The organism is Pantoea sp. BRR-3P (assembly GCF_039621635.1).
Classification (GTDB): Bacteria; Pseudomonadota; Gammaproteobacteria; order Enterobacterales; family Enterobacteriaceae; genus Pantoea; species Pantoea floridensis.
The window spans coordinates 3,319,800-3,338,380 of sequence record NZ_CP155066.1 but is presented as its reverse complement, the minus strand read 5'-3'; the positions used below and the strand labels follow the sequence as shown (position 1 = coordinate 3,338,380).

The following is an 18,581-nucleotide window of genomic DNA, read 5'->3' as shown; positions in this document are numbered from 1 at the left end:
ATTTTGAGGTTGAGTGATTCACTTTAACATCGCACAAAACGGTTCCCTCGCCCGCTTGCGGGAGAGGGCTAGGGTGAGGGACGAAACTAAAAATCTGCCGGCTGTCTAAACGTCATACTGTTACCAAACGCTGGATGGGTAATCGTCAGCGACTCGGCATGCAGTTGCAAACGTGGTGCCATCGCCAACGCTTCCTCATGCGCATAAAAGCGGTCGCCAAGAATCGGATGCCCCAGCGCCAGCAAATGCACACGTAGCTGGTGGGAACGCCCGGTAATGGGCTTCAGCTGTACGCGCGCACTGTTGGTGGTTTCATACTCCAGCACCTGATATTCGGTCTGCGCTGCTTTGCCGTTCTCGAAACACACCATCTGCTTCGGTCGATTTGGCCAGTCGCAAATCAGCGGCAGATCGATTAAGCCTTTCTCGGCGGCCGGATGGCCCCAAACGCGCGCCACATAATACTTAGAGGGCTCACGCTCACGGAACTGGCGCTTGAGTTCACGCTCAGCGGCTTTATTCAGGGCCACGACAATCACGCCGCTGGTCGCCATATCAAGACGATGCACCGATTCCGCCTGCGGGAAATCACGCTGGATGCGCGTCATCACGCTATCCTTGTGCTCCTCCAGGCGGCCCGGCACCGACAGCAACCCGCTCGGTTTATTCACCACCATAATGTGCTCGTCCTGATACAGAATATGCAGCCAGGGTTCGAGCGGCGGGTTGTACGCTTCCATCAGCATGATGTCGTGGTCCTGAACATTATTGGTGCGTCACGACGATCAGGCGCAGCGCATCAAGACGCCAGCCGGCGTCGCCGAGGCTTTCCAATACCTGCTCGCGATTGCTTTCCAGCGCTTCAACCTCATCATCACGGATGTTGGGGTTAACGGCGCGCAGCGCTTCAAGGCGTGACAGTTCGGCTCCCAGCTTCTCTTCGGCTTCGACTTTCGCCGCAGCAATAATCGCCTGCGCTTCCGGCACGATCACTTTTTCCGCCTGGGTCAGAATCTCATGCACGTCTTGCTGCACCGCATTCACCAGCTTGCTGCCGGTATGACGATTCACCGCATTCAGCTGACGGTTGAAGCTTTCGAACTCGACCTTGCCAGCCAGGTTATTACCGGCACGGTCCATCAACAAACGCACTGGCGTTGGCGGCAGGAAGCGGGTGAGCTGCAGGTTTTTCGGTGCCTGAGCTTCCACCACATAGATCATCTCGACCAACAGCGTGCCTACCGGCAGCGCCTTGTTTTTCAGCAGCGATAGCGCGCAGCTGCCGGTATCGCCCGAAAGAATCAGGTCAAGACCATTGAGGATCAGCGGATGCTCCCAGGTGATGAACTGGGTATCTTCGCGCGACAGCGCCTGATTGCGGTTAAAGGTCACGGTGCAACCGTCTTCCGGCAGGCCTGGGAAATCGGGAACCAGCATATGATCGGAAGGCGTCAGCACGATCAGGCTATCGCTGCGATCTTCCTGATTGATGCCGACGATATCGAACAAATTCAGCGCGAAGCTGACCAGATCGGTATCGTTGTCCTGCTCGCCGATCGCGTTCGCCAGCGCTTGCGCCGCTTCACCGCCATTGGAGTTCAGTTCCAGCAAGCGATCGCGCCCCTGTTCCAGCTGAGATTTCAGCGCATCATGCTGCTTACGGCTTTCCGTGATGAACGCATCCAGCCCCTGCGGATTCTCCGGCGCGGCGAGGTATTCAATCAGCTGAGAGTACTCTTTATCGTAAATGGCGCGGCCGGTTGGGCAGGTATGCTCAAACGCGTCCAGACCTTCGTGATACCAGCGCAGCAGCACCGCCTGTGCGGTTTTTTCCAGCCACGGCACCAGAATCTGGATGTCATGCATTTGGCCGATACGATCGAGACGACCGATACGCTGCTCGAGCAGATCCGGGTTAAACGGCAGATCGAACATTACCAGGCGGCTAGCGAACTGGAAGTTACGGCCTTCAGAACCGATTTCTGAGCACAGCAGCACCTGCGCACCATCCTCTTCTGAGGCGAAGAAGGCTGCCGCGCGGTCACGCTCGATGATCGATAAACCTTCGTGGAAGACGGCGGCGCGGATGCCTTCGCGCTCACGCAGCACCTGCTCCAGCTGCAGCGCGGTGGCCGCTTTAGCGCAGATCACCAGCACTTTCTCTTTGCGGTTGCTGGTGAGATAGCCCATCAGCCACTCTACGCGCGGATCAAAGTTCCACCAGGTTCCGCTATCGCCTTCAAATTCCTGATAAATCTGCTCGGGATACAGCATGTCACGCGCGCGTTCTTCTGCGCTTTTACGCGTGCCCATAATGCCGGAGACTTTAATCGCGGTTTGATACTGCGCCGGCAGCGGCAGGCGAATCTGATGCAGCTCGCGTTTCGGGAAGCCTTTTACACCGTTACGCGTGTTGCGGAACAGCACGCGGCTGGTGCCGTGGCGATCCATCAGCATTGAAACCAGCTCTTTACGCGCATCTTCTTTGCCGTCGCGATCGCTGTTAGCCACCTGCAGCAGCGGCTCGATATCCTGCTCACCGATCAAATCGTTGATCAGATTCATTTCATCTTTGCTGATGGCGTGATCGGCCAGCAGCGAGCTGACGGCATCCGCCACCGGGCGGTAATGCTGCTGTTCTTCAACGAACTGGCTAAAATCGTGGAAGCGATTCGGGTCGAGCAGGCGCAGACGGGCAAAGTGGCTCTCTAAGCCCAGCTGTTCCGGCGTTGCGGTCAGCAGCAGCACGCCAGCCGTTTTCTCGGCCAGCTGCTCAATAACCTGATATTCACGGCTCGGTGCGTCTTCGCTCCACGCCAGGTGGTGCGCTTCATCGACCACCAGCAGATCCCAATCGGCATCCGCCAGCAGTTCAAGACGCTGCTTGTTACGGCGTACAAAATCGAGCGAACAGATAATCAGCTGCTCGGTTTCAAAGGCGTTATCGCTGTCGTGCTGCGCTTCGGTATAGCGATCATCATCAAACAGCGCAAAGCGCAGGTTGAAGCGACGCAGCATTTCGACCAGCCACTGATGTTGCAGCGTTTCTGGCACCACGATCAGCACGCGCTCGGCACGGCCCGCCAGCAGCTGTTGCTGGATGATCATGCCGGCTTCGATGGTTTTACCCAGGCCGACTTCATCCGCCAGCAGCACGCGCGGTGCGTGACGACGGCCAACATCGTGCGCAATGTGCAGCTGATGCGGGATCAGGTTGGTGCGCATGCCGCGCAGGCCGCTGATCGGCAAGCGGTATTGCTCACTGTGATATTTGCGGGCGCGGAAACGCAGCGCAAAACGATCCATGCGGTCGAGCTGACCGGCGAACAGGCGATCCTGTGGCTTGCTGAACACCAGTTTGCTGTCCAGCATCACTTCGCGCATCACCACACCCGTTTCTTCGGTATCGAGACGCGTGCCGATGTAAGTCATTAATTCGTTTTCGTTGCGGACTTCATCGACGCACATCTGCCAGCCTTCATGGCTGGTGATGGTGTCACCCGGATTGAAAATTACGCGAGTTACCGGAGAATCATTTCGGGCATAGAGGCGATTTTCGCCGGTTGCCGGAAACAGCATGGTGATCATGCGCGTATCGATCGCAACAACCGTGCCCAGTCCCAGTTCACTTTCCGTATCACTAATCCAGCGCTGACCCAGTGTAAAAACCATATATTTTTTGCTCGACTCTCTTACATGCCATAAAGAAGTTCACCTGCACTCAGGCAATACGCAACCGCCAAACGGGTGTTTGGTCAGATTGTGTGTGCGGTGAGAATCAGGAAGGGCGCTATGGTACTGGATGGCAAGGCATTCGTCACCTGTCAAAAAAGCCCCAGCTGCCCAGTAATCAGTGTAGCAAAGTCATCACCCACGAACGGTAAAATGCCGTCAGCCACCGGTTGTAGCTGTTTGGTGACGTAATGATCGTAGTCGAGAGGCGTGTTACGCGCTTCAAGCGGTTCCGGTCCTGCCGTCGCCATCACATAGCGTATCGAGCCGCCGTTTTGGTACTGCAACGGCCGTTGCAGCTTACGATTTTGCTCATCGGCGAGGCGCGCGGCGCGCACGTGGGGTGGCACATTGCGCTCGTAATCTTTTAACGCACGACGCAGCCGCTTTTTGTAAATCAGCTGCTCATCGAGCTCCCCGGCCAGCAGTTGCGCTACGGTTTCGCGGATATAATCCTGCCACGGTTCGCCGCGGAAAATGCGGCCATAAAGATTTTGCTGGAACTGCTGCGCCAGCGGCGTCCAGTCGGTACGCACCGATTCAAGACCTTTAAACACCAGCCGTTCGCCGCCGTCGCTTCGCATCATGCCGGCGTAGCGCTTTTTGCTGCCTTGTTCAGCGCCGCGAATCGTTGGCATCAGGAAACGGCTGAAATGGGTTTCGTACTCAAGCTCCAGCGCGCTCGCCAGTCCATAAGTCGCGTGCAGATGCTGTTGCCACCAGCCGTTGACGTGTACAGCCAGACGGCGACCAATTGCCGCAGCATCCTCTTCGCTGTGCGCGCCTTTCAGCCAGACAAAGGTAGAATCGGTATCGCCATAAATCACATCAAAGCCTTCCGCTTCAATCAGCTCACGCGTTTGTTGCATGATGGCGTGGCCGCGCAGCGTAATGGATGACGCCAGGCGCGGATCGAAAAAGCGACAGGCGCTGGTACCGAGCACGCCATAAAAGGCGTTCATGATGATTTTCAGCGCCTGTGACAGCGGTTTATTGCCGTCGCGCTTGGCTGCTTCGCGCCCTTGCCAAATCTGCTCAACAATCGCCGGTAAGCAGTGGATTTCGCGGGAAAAGCGCGCGTTGCGAAAGCCGGGCACGGAATCGGCATCATCCGGGTGCGCCAGACCCTCGACCAGCCCAACCGGATCGATCAGGAAGGTGCGAATAATCGAGGGATAAAGGCTTTTATAATCCAGCACCAGCACCGAGTCGTACAAGCCGGGACGGGAATCCATGACGTAGCCGCCGGGGCTGGCTTCCGGTGCTACTTCGCCAAGGTTAGGCGCGACGAAACCGGCGCGGTGCATGCGAGGAATATAGAGATGACCAAATGCCGCCACCGAACCGCCGTGGCGATCGACCGCCAGGCCGTTTACCGTGGCGCGTTCCAGCAGAAACGGCATAATGGCGGTGTGCTGAAATATGCGCGTTACCAGCTCGCAATCCTTAAGATTGTATTTCGCTAACGCCGGCTTGTCGTTAGCAAAGCGCCAGTTGATCTCTTCCATGCGCTGCCACGGATTGTCGATGGCTTTACCTTCGCCCAGCAGCTGGCGCGAGACCGCTTCAAGGCTGAAAGAGGGGAAATCCCAGAAGGCAGATTTAAGCGCGTCGATGCCGTCAATAATTAAGCGGCCGGTGGCCTGCGCGAAGAATACACCGGGTTTAAAACCGTGCTCACGCCACTCTAAAGCCTGTTTCTGACGACCTAAACGCAGCGGAATGCCGTAGCGATCGGCATGTTTTTGTAACACGCGCAGGTCAAACTGCACCACGTTCCAGCCGATAATCACGTCTGGCTCATGTTGCTCAAACCACGCGTTGAGCTGCTCCAGCAGCTGCGGGCGGCTTTCAACATAGATGAGTTCAAAATCGAGGGTACTGGCGTCACCGTTAGCGGGGCCGAGCATGTAGACCTGACGCTGGCCGCAGCCTTCCAGGCCAATACAATAAAGCTCGCCGTGCTGGGTGGTTTCGATATCCAGCGATACCCATTTTAGCTGCGGACGGTAATCGGGATGGGGTTTCAGGCGCGCATTCACCACGCTGTCGCCGCGCGTTTCACCGCTAAACCATACCGGCGCGGTAATAAAGCGCTCCATCAAATAGCGTTCAGGCGGACGAATATCCGCTTCGTAAACGGGAATGCCGTTCTCGCGCAGGCGTTTTTCCAGATTCTGCAGTTGGCGGTTGCTGCGGCAATAGAGGCCGAACACCGGGCGGCGGCGGAAATCCTTCAGCTCCAATGTTTGCAGGCGCGTATGGCGCTCGTCGTGCAGTAGCGCCTCAGTTTGCGTGCGAAACTCCTCAGGAATAAACGCCACCGATTCCTGGGCAGGCAGTACCAGCCGCTGAGGGCCGCTGTCGGTTGCCAGCCATAGCACCACTTCGCTGCCGGTCGGCGTATCTCGCCAATGTCGGGTAAGCAGAAAACCTGCGCGCGGATCGGTCACGTTAACTCCTGAGAATGAATTAGGCTCAGTATAACATGGATGTTTATACAGTGTCTCGGCGGGTGAAATTGTCACCACTTTGTCAACATCGTTCTACAATTCTTGCCTTGACGCCTGCAGGTATGCTCTGGACAATCCAGCCTCTATATTCCGCAGAGGATATTTATGGAAGCCTGGATTCAACACCTGTTTTCGCAATCGCTGGAGTACGCGCTGATCGCCGTAGCGCTGGTGACCTTTCTTGAGTCGCTGGCCTTCGTGGGATTGCTGTTGCCGGGCACGGTATTAATGGCCAGCCTTGGGGCGCTGGTTGGCAGTGGACAAATTGGTCTTTACCCCGCGTGGGCGGCCGGATTCGTGGGTTGTTTAATCGGCGACTGGGTCTCTTACGGCATCGGCTGGAAGTTTCAGGGGCCGCTGCATCGCTGGAAATATCTGAAAAAGTACAAGGGATTGCTGGATAAAACTGAGCATGCGCTGCATGAACACAGCATGTTCACAATTTTGGTGGGGCGCTTTGTGGGGCCGACGCGCCCGCTGATTCCGCTGGCAGCTGGCATGCTGGAGTTGCCGGTGCGCAAGTTTCTGCCGCCTAATATCATCGGCTGCATTCTGTGGCCGCCCGCCTATTTGATGCCGGGCATTTTAGCGGGCGTGGCGATTGATGTACCGCAGGCCGCGCAGGGCGGCAGCTTTAAATGGCTGCTGTTGCTGGTGGCGCTGCTGGTATGGATCGGTGGCTGGCTACTGTGGCGCTGGTGGCGCAGCGGGAAAACCGTCGATTGGGCAACGAAGTATCTGCCGACTGCACGTCTGCGCTGGCTGGCACCTTTAGCGGCGGCGATTGGGGTGGGCGCGTTTATCGCGATCCAGTTCCATCCGATGATGCCGATCTTCCGCCAGCTGCTGTGGAAAGTCTTCTTCGCTTAACGCGCTTGCACGCCAAGGATGGCGGCTGCCTCACTTTCGCCTCGCATCAAACTCTCCGTGCTGCCATCCCAGTAGATGCGCCCATCGACAATCACCAAACTGCGCGGCGCAATCTGCTGGGCATCTTCCAGGCTGTGCGACACCATGAGCAGCGTGATATTGCGCGTTTCGCACACCGAACGCACCAGCTGTAACATTTCGCCGCGCAGCGCCGGATCGAGCGCCGAAAACGGCTCATCCAGTAGCAAAATAGGCTGATTGCGTAGCAGGCAACGCGCCAGCGCCACGCGCTGGCGCTGGCCACCCGAAAGTTGGCCCGGCAAGCGCGTCAGCATCTCCTGCAAGCCGGTTTGTTCGGCAATGTCAGTGACTTGCTGCTGCTGCGCGCGCGTGAGTTTCAAGCCAGGATGTAAACCCAGCGCCATGTTTTGCTGCACCGTCAGGTGCGGAAAGAGGTTGTTCTCCTGGAATAGCATTGAAACAGGCCGCGCCGACGGCACGCTCTGAGTATGATCAACGCCGTTCATCACCAGCGAACCCTGGTTTACCGCTAAAAAGCCGCCAAGCAAACTCAGCAAGGTGCTTTTCCCTGCGCCGCTCGGGCCAAGGATCGCCAGGCGTTCACCGGCCTGTGCCGCGAAAGTGAAGCGCATCGGCAGATGCTGATAAAGGTAAGTGAGGTTATTCAGTGTCAGCATGGCGGCCCGGTAATTTTTCCATCAGCGTAAAGAGGAGCAAGCAGAGTAGTAGTAGCAGCAGTGCGGTGACGGCACCGTCCGCGCCACGATAGGCACCGATCTGCTGGAACAGGTAGAAGGGCAGCGTGCGGAAATCGGCGCTGCCAAACAGCGCAACCACGCCGAAATCGCCGATCGACAGCACGCAGGCAAATGCCAGCGCCTGCGCAATTGGACGTTTCAGCGCGCGCAGCTCAATCAGCCGCAGGCGGTTAAAACCTGAGATGCCAAGTGAAGCGCAGAGCTGGCCGTAACGGGCGCTGATATCGCGCATCGGGTTCTCCAGCACTTTCATCGCGTAGGGAATGGCGATCAGCGCGTTAGTGAAAATCACCAAACCATCGGCGCGCTGCGGCAGGCCAACGGTGGCATTAAACAGCAGGAAAAAACCGCTCGCCAGCACAATGCCCGGCATCGCCAGAATCAGCATGCCGCTGAGTTCCATGGCCTGAGCGGAAAACATGCGCTGGCGCTGACGCAGTTCGCGGCTGCTCCACAGTAGCATCATGGTCAGCACCACACACAGCACGCCGGCACCGAGAGCGATGCGCAGTGAAGTCAATGTGGCTTGCCATAGCGCGGATTGTTGCAGCGCACCGGCCACGCCGCCGCGCAGGCCATCCACCACGACCGCAGCCAGTGGTGGCAGCAACAGGAGTAATGCTGACATGATGAGCAGCGTGTCGCCAACGCGCGCAGGCCATGAGTCCTGCGGATCGCGCCAGCCGCGAATGTTCTGGCTGCCGGTAGGAATGGCTTTGCTAAAGCGCTGGCTAAGCAGTACCAGCAGTAAACAGCAGCCGAGCTGTAACAGCGCCAGCAGCGCCGCGCGCGCCGGATCGTAATCAAAATTCAGCGCCTGATAGATCGCCAGTTCCAGCGTGGTAGCCTGCGGCCCGCCGCCCAGCGCCAGCACGGTGGCAAAGCTGGCAAAGCACAGCATAAAGATTAGCGCCGCAGTCGGCAGAATCTGGCGGCGCAGCCACGGCCACTCCAGCAGACGAAACAGATTCCAGCCGCGCAGGCCGAGCTGCGCGGCCAATTGCCGCTGCTCGCCGGGAATGTTCTCCAGCGCCTGCAGCAGCAGACGCGTTGCCAGCGGCAAATTAAAGAAGACGTGCGCCAGCAAAATGCCCTGCAGGCCGTACGGCGAAAAGTGGTAGTCAAAGCCGATGGCCGCGCACCATTGCGCCAGCCAGCCGCTGCGGCCATACACGCTCAGCAGGCCGAATACCGCCACCAGCACCGGCAGCACTAGTGTCATGGCGCATAGGCGCAGCAGCAGAGTGCGGCCAGGAAAACGGCGGCGATAGAGCGCGCGTGCCAGCAGGATAGCAGGCAGTACCGACAGCAGCGCCGAAAGTAGCGCCTGTTCAAAGGAAAACGCCAGCACATGATGCAGATAGCTGTCATCAAGCAACGCGCGCCAGTCAGTAGCCGGTGCGACCATCACCAGCGCACCAAAGGCCAACAGCGCCACCGCGCACAGCAACAGCGCGGTGATGCTGCCTGGAATTAACCAACCGGGCATTAGCGGCTAACTGCGCGTTGCCAGGCGCTAATCCACGCGGCGCGATGATCGGCTACTTCCGCTGGCGTGAATTGCAGGGCTTTATTTGGCACCTGCAACGCGTGATAACCCGCTGGCAAATCGCTTTTGATCACCGGGTACATCCAGTTACCGCTGGGAATGGTCTGCTGGAAGGCTGGAGAAACCATAAACTGCATGAACTGCTGCGCCAGCTTTGGCTGCTTGCTGCTGGCGAGCTGCGCGGCAACCTCCACCTGCAAATAGTGGCCTTCGCTAAATTCGGCCGCGGCGTAGTTCTCTTTCTTCTCTTCGATGATGTGGTAGGCCGGAGAGGTGGTGTAGCTCAACACCAGATCGCCTTCGCCTTTCAGGAACAGACCGTAAGCTTCGCTCCAGCCTTTGGTGACGGTGACGGTTTTTTGCGCCAGCTTCTGCCAGGCATCTGGCGCATTATCGCCATAGACCTTCTGCATCCACAGCAGCAGACCAAGGCCAGGCGTGCTGGTGCGCGGATCTTCATAAATCACGCGCCATTTCTCCGGGCTTTCGACCAGTTCTTTTAGGCTTTTCGGCGGGTTCTTCAGCTTGTTTTTATCGTAGACGAAGGCGAAGTAGCCATAATCGAATGGGATGAAAGTCTCGTTGTGCCAGCCATCCGGCAGCTGCAAAGCCTGGGTATCGACGCTGCTTTTGGCAAACAGGCCGGTTTTCTCTGCCGCCTGCAGCAGATTGTTATCAAGGCCCAGCACCACATCGGCTTTGCTGTTTTTGCCTTCCATACGCACGCGATTAAGCAGCGATACGCCATCTTCCAGTGCCACGTAATTCAGCTCGCAACCACACTGCGCTTCAAAGGCTTTTTTTACCGCCGGACCGGGGCCCCAATCGGCAGAGAATGAATCGTAGGTGTAAACGGTCAGAACCGGTTTGGCAGCCAAAGCCGGTGCAGCAACCAACAGCATCACAGGCAGAACTTTGTTTAACACTTTGCGCTCCTTGAGGAGAAGATAAGGTTGAGTCGCAAAGGATCTGAGGAGTGAGGCATCTCAAATCCCTACGCCGGTATTAGCCGGATCAGGTTCGACGGGTCTATCTCAGCCAAATTAAGGCACCCCGTTGAGAACGGCACATTCTAGACATTTAAATGACAGCGCGAAAGGTTCACCGGTTGGAAGTCTGGTGCCACGCTTCCCGGTGCGCATGAATGCGCACCCTACAAAACCGCGCCGGCGCGGTGGTCACAGCTCAGGAGGCGCAAACCAGGCGGATTTAAAGTCAAACCAGCCGAGGGTATTCAGCCGCACGCCGCGCATGCTGCGTTGACCTTCCAGCAGCAGCCAGTGGTGAAACAGCGGATGCAAGTAATCGCTATCAATTAACTGCTTGCTCCATTCTGCCAGCGCTAAATCTTTCTGACGCCAGCGCGCTGCGTCGGCTTGCCAGTCAATCGGAATGCAGTGATGCATCAGCGGCAGTTCATACAGCTGAGCGAACAGCGCATACTCGAGCGGCAGGGTAAAGTTGACGCTGCCGAGCCAGATATCACTCTCGCCCGCGCCCTCAAACCACGCTTCATAACTCACCTCACGCGTAATCAACTCGACGCCTTGCAGCGCCAGCAGCGGACGCAGCGCGTTAGCGATACCCTCATGCTCAACGTGATGGCTGTACCAGCTGAGGGTTAATTGTGTGAGTCCTTCCGGCTTGTCGGCAGGCGTGAGGTCGCGGCGATGATGCCAGCGCGGCAACAGGCCATACGCCGGAAACCAGTAGCGCTGATAACCTACACCCGCATGGTTAAGCAGGGCGATAGGATTGAACAGATAGCTCACCCAGCGGCGAAAATGGGCATTTTGTCCCCGCTCAGAACGCTGATCGAAAAGGAGGAAATAACAGCCTTCTTCCAGACGACTCTCTTCTGATTTCTCATCAGCGGTTTCGCCCTGCAGTTTTACGCCAGCGTACACTAGCTCATCGCTGATCTCGGGCAGTACCCAAATCGACACATCATCAATCAAGGCACGATAGCCAAAGTAATCATCGAAGGCGGCGATTTTTAGCTGCGTTTGCTGGTTACGCACCACGCTGTACGGCCCGGTACCAATCGGCTGACGGGCAAAATGACGTAGCGTCGGCCATTCGCGCGGCAGAATCATTGCGCTAACGCTCGCCAGCAGCCAGGGCAACCAGTCATCCGGCTGGCTCAAATAGATATCCAGCGTCCAGGGGGCGGGCGAATGCAGCTTTTCGATATGGGAAAACAGCGGCTGGCTGCGCACGCGCTCCAGCGAGGTAATGATATCCTCCATTTCCAGTTCGCGACCATGATGAAAGCGAATCGCCGGGCGCAGGAAAAAGCGCCAGTGCAGGGGTGAGGTTTGCTGCCAATGGTGCGCGATATCGGGTTCGATTTCCCCCTTTTCCTCATTTATGCGCATCAGGCCATTGAAGATTTGCCGTGCCAGGTGAGTTTCTGAGCGGCGTAGCGGTGAACCGGGCAGCAGATTGGGCAACGGGCGATAATAGAGCACGCGCAGGATATGCTTGCCCTGGCGGAAGCTGCGGCCTAAATGTGCCGCGATCATCTGGCGCACCTGATTTTTGTCGCCGACCAACTGCACCAGCTGCTCAATGCGATCCTGCTCCAGCAGATCTTCAGCACGCTGCTGCTGCAGCGCTAAACCGGTGTAACAGAAACTCAGCGTTGAACGCTTGCCACGCCCCGCTTCCGCCTGCCAAATCAGCCAGCCTTCATGCTGCATGGCGTTAAGCAGATTACGCATATGGCGGCGTGAGCAATGCAGCAGATCGGCCAGATCGCTTAACGTAGTTTCCTGATCCTGCCCCTGACAGCTTTGCCATAAGCGGATAAATTGCTGTTGCAGACGTGAAGAGGACATAAAAGGGGAACTCCTTCTCAGAATCGCTCAGTTTTTCCTGCCTCATATTAGAGGCATACTGCCCGGCAATGGAAGAGCGGGAGGCATTCAGCAATGAATGGCGCTCTGCCAGCGGTTCCGCCGACGTGGAACCTCTTTCTGAGTAGGGTGCATTTTCACCGCCAGCAGCGCTTTATCTGCTGGCTTTTTTCGTTTTGCTGTAGGATCTTCTACCCTCATTTTTCTACCTGTTTTTTCCGCAAAGGGATTTCGGCATGAAATCGCTGTTAACGCGTCAACGTCGCATCAATCCGGTCTATCTCTCGTTTATGGCGGTGTCATTTATGACCGGCGTCGCCGGTGCGCTGCAGGCACCGACGTTAAGTCTGTTTCTGACGCGTGAAGTGCAGGTGAGCCCGTTTTGGGTTGGCTTGTTCTTTACCATCAATGCGATAGCGGGGATTGCCATCAGCCTGCTCATGGCCAAGCGCTCTGATAATCGGGGCGATCGTCGCAACCTGATTCTATTCTGCTGTCTGATGGCGACGCTTAATGCGCTGCTATTTGCCTTCAATCGCCACTATTTAACCCTTGTCACGCTGGGCGTGTTTTTATCTGCACTTGCCAGCGTTTCCATTCCGCAGGTATTTGCGCTCGCGCGTGAATATGCCGATCAGTCAGCGCGTGAAGTGGTGATGTTCAGCTCGGTGATGCGCGCGCAGCTGTCGCTGGCGTGGGTGATCGGCCCGCCCTTGTCGTTTGCACTGGCGCTTAATTACGGCTTTGTGACGCTGTTTTGCGTCGCGGCGGGGATTTTTCTGCTGAGCATGCTACTGATCTGGCGCACCTTGCCGTCGGTGCCACGCGTGGTGGCTTCACCCGAAGAAGCGTTAACGCAGCTGAGCCCGTGGAAAGAGAGTCAGGTGCGGCTGCTGTTTATCGCTTCGGTGACTATGTGGACATGCAACACCATGTATATCATTGATATGCCGCTGTATATCAGTACCACGCTTGGCCTGCCGGAGAAGCTAGCAGGGTTACTGATGGGCACCGCCGCCGGGCTGGAAATTCCGATCATGCTGGTGGCCGGGCATTACGCGCGTCGTATCGGCAAACGGATGCTGATGTTGCTGGCACTGGTGGCAGCGATTGTATTTTATCTCGGTTTGGTGATGTTCCAGACGCGCACTGCGCTAATGGTGCTGCAGCTATTCAACGCGGCATTTATCGGCATCATCGCCGGGATTGGCATGCTGTGGTTCCAGGATTTAATGCCGGGGCGCGCGGGTGCGGCAACCACCTTGTTTACCACGTCGATTTCCACCGGCATGATTATCGCGGGCATCATCCAGGGCACCATGAGCGAGCGCTTTGGTCACGAGTCGGTTTACTGGCTGGCGTTGGGGTTAGCGGTGCTGGCGCTGGCATTAGCGTCGCGCGTGCGAGATGTGGTGGAGAGTTAGCAAAGAGAAGGGCGACATCAGTCGCCCTTATTACCTTAGCGTAAGAACGCGGGCTGATTGGTTTCGTAGCTGGAGATCGACGCTTCGTGCTGCAGCGTCAGGCCAATGCTATCAAGGCCGTTGATCATGCAGTGACGGCGGAAGCTGTCGATTTCGAAGCTGTAGGTTTTATCGCCTGCGGTTACCGTTTGCGCTTCCAGATCTACCGTAAAAGTGATGCCCGGCTGTGCGGCGACCAGTTTGAACATCTCATCCACTTCTTCATCGCTCAGCTTCACCGGCAGCAGCTGGTTGTTGAAACTGTTGCCATAGAAGATGTCGGCGAAACTTGGCGCAATCACCACATGGAAACCGAAGTCGGTCAGCGCCCAGGGCGCATGCTCACGCGACGATCCGCAACCGAAATTCTCACGCGCCAGCAAAATGCTGGTGCCTTTGAATTCTGGCTTGTTCAGCACGAAGCTGGCGGTGGGTTGGGTACCTGCATCGTCATCGAAACGCCAGTCGTGGAACAGGTGCGCGCCAAAACCGGTGCGCGTCACTTTCTGCAAGAACTGCTTCGGAATGATGGCATCAGTATCGACGTTGGCCGCATCCAATGGCGCCACAATCCCGGTGTGTTGAGTAAATTTGTTCGCCATGGTTTAAGCTCCCTGAGTCAATTCACGAATGTCGGCAAAGCGACCGGTTACGGCAGCCGCCGCAGCCATCGCCGGGCTTACCAGGTGAGTGCGTCCACCGCGGCCCTGACGACCTTCAAAGTTGCGGTTGCTGGTTGATGCGCAGCGCTCACCCGGATTCAGGCGGTCGTTGTTCATTGCCAGACACATAGAGCATCCCGGCAAACGCCATTCAAAACCGGCTTCGAGGAAGATTTTATCCAGGCCTTCGGCTTCGGCTTGGGCCTTCACCGGACCTGAGCCCGGCACCACCATTGCCACAACGCCTGGTGCCACTTTGCGACCTTTAGCAATCGCGGCCGCCGCGCGCAGATCTTCAATACGTGAGTTAGTGCAGGAGCCGATAAACACTTTATCGATCGCTACGTCGGTCAGTTTGATACCAGGTTGCAGATCCATATAAGCCAGTGCTTTCTCTGCGGAGGCGCGCTCCACCGGATCGGCAAAGGATTGTGGATTCGGGATGGCTTGATCCACCGCCATCACCTGGCCTGGATTGGTGCCCCAGGTGACCTGCGGTGCGATATCTTCCGCATGCAGGGTAACGATAGTATCGAATGTGGCACCTTCATCGGATTTCAGCGTGCGCCAGTAAGCCACCGCTTGATCCCACTGTTCGCCTTTTGGTGCGAACTGCTTGCCTTGCAGGTAATTGAACGTGGTGTCATCCGGCGCGACCAGACCCGCTTTGGCACCCATTTCAATCGCCATGTTACACAGCGTCATGCGGCCTTCCATGCTCAGCGCTTCGATCGCGGGGCCACAGAATTCAACGACGTGACCGGTACCACCGGCGCTGCCGGTTTTGCCAATGATCGCCAACACGATATCTTTGGCGGTAATGCCCGGTGCAGCCTTGCCCAGCACTTCAATTTTCATGGTTTTCGCGCGACCCTGTTTCAGGGTTTGCGTGGCGAAGACATGCTCAACTTCCGAGGTGCCGATCCCGAACGCCAGCGAACCGAACGCACCGTGGGTGGCGGTGTGAGAGTCGCCGCAGACGATGGTCATGCCCGGCAGCGTCATGCCTTGTTCTGGCCCAATGACGTGCACAATGCCCTGGAACGGGTGATTCAGGTCATACAGCTGAATGCCGAACTCAGCACAGTTCTTAATCAGCTCTTGCATCTGAATACGCGCCATTTCGCCAGACGCATTGATATCTTTGGTCTGAGTGGAAACGTTGTGATCCATGGTGGCGAAGGTTTTCGACGGCTGGCGCACTTTGCGGCCGTGCGCGCGCAGACCATCAAAGGCCTGCGGTGACGTTACTTCATGAATCAGATGACGATCGATATACAGTAACGGGGTTTCTTTAGGCGCTTCGTGGACGACATGTGCATCAAATAACTTCTGGTATAAGCTTTTCATTTTATTATTTTTCCTCGGCGATAAACTCGGCAATGATGCTGCCCATCTCATCGGTGCTCACGGCTTTGCCATCACCGGCCAAATCACGGGTGCGATAACCCGCTTCCAACGCGCGGCTCACGGCGCGTTCAATGCTAGCAGCGGCGTCATCCGCATTCAGGCTATAACGCAGCAGCAGCGACAGCGACAGAATCTGCGCAATCGGGTTGGCAATGTTCTGACCGGCGATATCCGGTGCGGAGCCGCCTGCGGGTTCAAACAGGCCGAAACCCTCTTCATTCAGGCTGGCGGAAGGCAGCAAGCCCATGGAACCGGTAATCATCGCGCATTCGTCAGACAGGATGTCACCGAACAGGTTAGAACAGAGCAGCACGTCAAACTGTGAGGGATCTTTAATCAGCTGCATGGTGGCGTTATCGATGTACATATGGCTCAACTGCACATCCGGGTAATCTTTTGCCACTTCGTTGACAATCTCGCGCCACATGACTGACGTCTGCAACACGTTGGCTTTATCGATAGAGGTGACGATGTTGCGACGTTTGCGGGCAGATTCAAAGGCGATGCGGGCAATGCGCTCAATTTCGAAACGGTGATACACCTCGGTATCGAAAGCGCGCTCGTGCGGACCGCTGCCTTCGCGGCCTTTCGGTTGGCCAAAATAGATGCCGCCGGTCAGTTCACGCACGCACAGGATATCGAAACCGCGCTCGGCGATATCGCTGCGCAGCGGACAGAAGGCTTCAAGACCTTTATACAGCGCAGCCGGACGCAGGTTGCTGAACAGCTTGAAGTGCTTCCGCAGCGGCAGCAACGCGCCGCGCTCTGGCTGCTGGGCAGGCGGCAGATGCTCCCATTTGGGCCCACCTACTGAGCCGAACAGAATCGCATCGGCTTGTTCTGCGCCAGCAACGGTAGCCGGTGGCAGCGGTTCGCCGTGACGATCGATGGCGATACCGCCAACATCATATTCGCTGGTGGTGATACGCATATCGAAACGCGTACGAATGGCATCGAGAACTTTCATGGCCTGCGCCATCACTTCCGGGCCAATTCCGTCGCCTGGCAATACCGCGATATGAGAAGACTTAGACATAGTTACACCGTTTCCTTCTGATCTTTAAATTTACGCTGCAATTCTTTTTCCACCTGCTTAGCACGCCAAATGTTGTTCAACGCGTTCACCATCGCTTTAGCAGAGGATTCGACGATATCGGTCGCCAGACCCACGCCGTGGAATTTACGACCGTTGTAATTGACCACGATATCAACCTGACCCAGCGCGTTCTCGCCGTGGCCTTTCGCGGTCAACTTGTAATTCATCAGTTCGGCTTCAAAGCCGGTGATGCGGTTGATGGCTTGATAAACCGCATCCACTGGGCCATTACCGGTGGCGGCATCCGACTTCGTCTCTTCACCGCAGCCCAATTGCACAGATGCGGTAGCGGTAACGCTGGAGCCGGTCTGCACGTTGAATTCGTTCAGCTGGAAATACTCTGGCTCTTCGTTCTGTTTGTTAATGAAGGCTAAGGCTTCCAGATCGTAATCAAAGACCTGACCTTTCTTATCAGCCAGCTTCAGGAAGGCGTCATATAAGGTATCCAGATTGTAATCAGACTCTTTGTAGCCCATCTCTTCCATGCGGTGTTTTACCGCAGCACGACCCGATCGTGAGGTCAGATTCAGCTGGATTTTATGCAGGCCGATAGATTCTGGCGTCAGGATTTCGTAGTTTTCACGATTCTTCAGCACGCCATCCTGATGAATGCCCGAGGAGTGGGCGAAGGCGTTGGAGCCGACCACCGCTTTGTTAGCGGGAATTGGCATGTTGCAGATTTGGCTAACGGTTTGGCTGGTGCGGTAGATTTCCTGATGATTGATGTTGGTGTGCACATTCATGATCTGCTGACGGGTTTTAATCGCCATAATCACTTCTTCCAGCGCACAGTTACCGGCGCGCTCACCCAGACCATTTAAGGTTCCTTCAACCTGACGTGCACCTGCTAACACTGCGGCGATAGCATTGCCGGTCGCCATACCCAAATCGTCATGGGTATGAACAGACAGGATGGCTTTATCGATGTTCGGCACGCGTGCTACCAATTGGCCGATGATGTTGGCGTATTCGCCAGGTAAGGTGTAGCCGACGGTATCCGGAATGTTGATAGTGGTTGCACCGGCATGAATTGCAGCTTCAACCATGCGGCACAGATCGTCGATTGGCGTACGGCCGCCATCTTCACACGAGAACTCAACGTCGTCGGTATAGTTGCGGGCGCGTTTAATCATGTGTACTGCGCGTTCAATCACTTCTGGCAATGTGCTGCGCAATTTGGTGGCGATGTGCATCGGCGAAGTGGCGATGAAGGTGTGAATACGGAACGCTTCAGCAACACGCAATGATTCATATGCGGCGTCAATGTCCTTCTCAACGCAGCGTGCCAGTCCGCAGACACGGCTGTTTTTAATGGTACGAGCGATGGTTTGTACGGATTCGAAATCACCTGGGGAGGAAACGGGGAAGCCCACTTCCATCACATCCACGCCCATACGTTCCAACGCCAGAGCGATCTGCAGTTTTTCTTTAACACTCAGGCTAGCCTGTAAAGCCTGTTCGCCGTCACGCAGAGTGGTATCGAAAATAATAACTTGCTGGCTCATCGTAATCTTCCTTTTGCATTAACTTTGCCGGTGCTACGAGCATAAAAAAACCCGCGCATTGGCGCGGGTTTCTTAAACTTCTGCAGGTTCGAATCAGTTATTGATTCCGCCCACGAGTCTACCGCGCAAACTGGATGCGTTTAG

At 56.4% G+C, this 18,581-nt stretch carries 13 protein-coding genes and 1 riboswitch; of the genes, 2 read left to right on the top strand and 11 right to left on the bottom strand.

Going from position 1 to position 18,581, the window contains the following annotated elements; genetic code table 11:
* Nucleotides 1-86 precede the first annotated feature (86 nt).
* The 3 genes from rluA to polB all read right to left on the bottom strand — a co-directional run bounded on the left by rluA (nucleotide 87) and on the right by polB (nucleotide 6,185).
* A complete protein-coding gene (gene rluA, locus AAGR08_RS15525) occupies nucleotides 87-746 on the bottom strand; it encodes a bifunctional tRNA pseudouridine(32) synthase/23S rRNA pseudouridine(746) synthase RluA (RefSeq protein WP_345827284.1) in 660 nt (219 codons plus the stop codon).
* A gap of 19 nt (nucleotides 747-765) precedes the next feature.
* The gene (gene rapA, locus AAGR08_RS15520; RefSeq protein WP_345827283.1) at nucleotides 766-3,672 is read right to left on the bottom strand and encodes an RNA polymerase-associated protein RapA; all 2,907 of its coding nucleotides are present in this window, start codon (nucleotides 3,670-3,672) and stop codon (nucleotides 766-768) included.
* 152 nt (nucleotides 3,673-3,824) lie between these two features.
* The gene (gene polB, locus AAGR08_RS15515; RefSeq protein WP_345827282.1) at nucleotides 3,825-6,185 is read right to left on the bottom strand and encodes a DNA polymerase II; all 2,361 of its coding nucleotides are present in this window, start codon (nucleotides 6,183-6,185) and stop codon (nucleotides 3,825-3,827) included.
* Between the two features lie 165 nt (nucleotides 6,186-6,350).
* On the opposite strand from polB, the gene AAGR08_RS15510 reads away from it, so the two are divergent.
* On the top strand, nucleotides 6,351-7,115 hold the full coding sequence (locus AAGR08_RS15510) for a DedA family protein (protein WP_097094957.1): 765 nt from the start codon (nucleotides 6,351-6,353) through the stop codon (nucleotides 7,113-7,115).
* Here AAGR08_RS15510 and thiQ read toward each other — a convergent pair.
* The 4 genes from thiQ to sgrR all read right to left on the bottom strand — a co-directional run bounded on the left by thiQ (nucleotide 7,112) and on the right by sgrR (nucleotide 12,283).
* Complete coding sequence (gene thiQ / locus AAGR08_RS15505; RefSeq protein ID WP_345827281.1) at nucleotides 7,112-7,813, bottom strand: thiamine ABC transporter ATP-binding protein ThiQ; 702 nt, start codon at nucleotides 7,811-7,813, stop codon at nucleotides 7,112-7,114. The two genes, AAGR08_RS15510 and thiQ, sit on opposite strands and share 4 nt — an antisense overlap.
* A complete protein-coding gene (gene thiP / locus AAGR08_RS15500; RefSeq protein ID WP_345827280.1) occupies nucleotides 7,797-9,383 on the bottom strand; it encodes a thiamine/thiamine pyrophosphate ABC transporter permease ThiP in 1,587 nt (528 codons plus the stop codon). Before thiP ends, thiQ begins: the two co-directional genes overlap by 17 nt.
* Nucleotides 9,383-10,369, bottom strand: coding sequence for a thiamine ABC transporter substrate binding subunit (gene thiB, locus AAGR08_RS15495; RefSeq protein ID WP_345827279.1), 987 nt, complete (start codon nucleotides 10,367-10,369; stop codon nucleotides 9,383-9,385). The genes thiP and thiB overlap by 1 nt, the downstream gene beginning before the upstream one ends.
* Before the next feature lie 47 nt (nucleotides 10,370-10,416).
* Nucleotides 10,417-10,509: riboswitch (TPP riboswitch) on the bottom strand.
* Between the two features lie 112 nt (nucleotides 10,510-10,621).
* On the bottom strand, nucleotides 10,622-12,283 hold the full coding sequence (sgrR, locus tag AAGR08_RS15490) for an HTH-type transcriptional regulator SgrR (protein WP_097094953.1): 1,662 nt from the start codon (nucleotides 12,281-12,283) through the stop codon (nucleotides 10,622-10,624).
* A 254-nt stretch (nucleotides 12,284-12,537) separates the two neighbouring features.
* Here sgrR and AAGR08_RS15485 point away from each other — a divergent pair, with 254 nt between their 5' ends.
* Nucleotides 12,538-13,725: an MFS transporter gene (locus AAGR08_RS15485; protein ID WP_345827278.1), complete on the top strand. Its 1,188-nt coding sequence runs from the start codon at nucleotides 12,538-12,540 to the stop codon at nucleotides 13,723-13,725.
* Nucleotides 13,726-13,760: 35 nt separating this feature from the next.
* On the opposite strand, the gene leuD is transcribed toward AAGR08_RS15485, so the two are convergent.
* Genes leuD through leuA form a run of 4 tightly spaced genes read right to left on the bottom strand, consistent with a single transcriptional unit; the run spans nucleotide 13,761 to nucleotide 18,437 of the window.
* Nucleotides 13,761-14,366 carry a 3-isopropylmalate dehydratase small subunit gene (gene leuD / locus AAGR08_RS15480; RefSeq protein WP_097094951.1) on the bottom strand — a complete coding sequence of 202 codons (606 nt, stop codon included), beginning with the start codon at nucleotides 14,364-14,366 and terminating at the stop codon, nucleotides 13,761-13,763.
* Nucleotides 14,367-14,369: 3 nt separating this feature from the next.
* On the bottom strand, nucleotides 14,370-15,776 hold the full coding sequence (gene leuC / locus AAGR08_RS15475; RefSeq protein WP_345827277.1) for a 3-isopropylmalate dehydratase large subunit: 1,407 nt from the start codon (nucleotides 15,774-15,776) through the stop codon (nucleotides 14,370-14,372).
* A 4-nt stretch (nucleotides 15,777-15,780) separates the two neighbouring features.
* Nucleotides 15,781-16,872: a 3-isopropylmalate dehydrogenase gene (gene leuB, locus AAGR08_RS15470; protein ID WP_345827276.1), complete on the bottom strand. Its 1,092-nt coding sequence runs from the start codon at nucleotides 16,870-16,872 to the stop codon at nucleotides 15,781-15,783.
* Between the two features lie 2 nt (nucleotides 16,873-16,874).
* The gene (leuA, locus tag AAGR08_RS15465; protein ID WP_097094949.1) at nucleotides 16,875-18,437 is read right to left on the bottom strand and encodes a 2-isopropylmalate synthase; all 1,563 of its coding nucleotides are present in this window, start codon (nucleotides 18,435-18,437) and stop codon (nucleotides 16,875-16,877) included.
* Nucleotides 18,438-18,581 lie beyond the last annotated feature (144 nt).

Excerpts from the sequence above, each read along its gene's own strand:
- rluA (WP_345827284.1), bottom strand. The coding sequence starts at position 746 with ATGCTGATGGAAGCGTACAACCCGCCGCTCGAACCCTGGCTGCATATT.
- rapA (WP_345827283.1), bottom strand. The coding sequence starts at position 3,672 with ATGGTTTTTACACTGGGTCAGCGCTGGATTAGTGATACGGAAAGTGAA.
- AAGR08_RS15510 (WP_097094957.1), top strand. The coding sequence starts at position 6,351 with ATGGAAGCCTGGATTCAACACCTGTTTTCGCAATCGCTGGAGTACGCG.
- thiQ (WP_345827281.1), bottom strand. The coding sequence starts at position 7,813 with ATGCTGACACTGAATAACCTCACTTACCTTTATCAGCATCTGCCGATG.
- thiP (WP_345827280.1), bottom strand. The coding sequence starts at position 9,383 with ATGCCCGGTTGGTTAATTCCAGGCAGCATCACCGCGCTGTTGCTGTGC.
- sgrR (WP_097094953.1), bottom strand. The coding sequence starts at position 12,283 with ATGTCCTCTTCACGTCTGCAACAGCAATTTATCCGCTTATGGCAAAGC.
- AAGR08_RS15485 (WP_345827278.1), top strand. The coding sequence starts at position 12,538 with ATGAAATCGCTGTTAACGCGTCAACGTCGCATCAATCCGGTCTATCTC.
- leuD (WP_097094951.1), bottom strand. The coding sequence starts at position 14,366 with ATGGCGAACAAATTTACTCAACACACCGGGATTGTGGCGCCATTGGAT.
- leuC (WP_345827277.1), bottom strand. The coding sequence starts at position 15,776 with ATGAAAAGCTTATACCAGAAGTTATTTGATGCACATGTCGTCCACGAA.
- leuB (WP_345827276.1), bottom strand. The coding sequence starts at position 16,872 with ATGTCTAAGTCTTCTCATATCGCGGTATTGCCAGGCGACGGAATTGGC.
- leuA (WP_097094949.1), bottom strand. The coding sequence starts at position 18,437 with ATGAGCCAGCAAGTTATTATTTTCGATACCACTCTGCGTGACGGCGAA.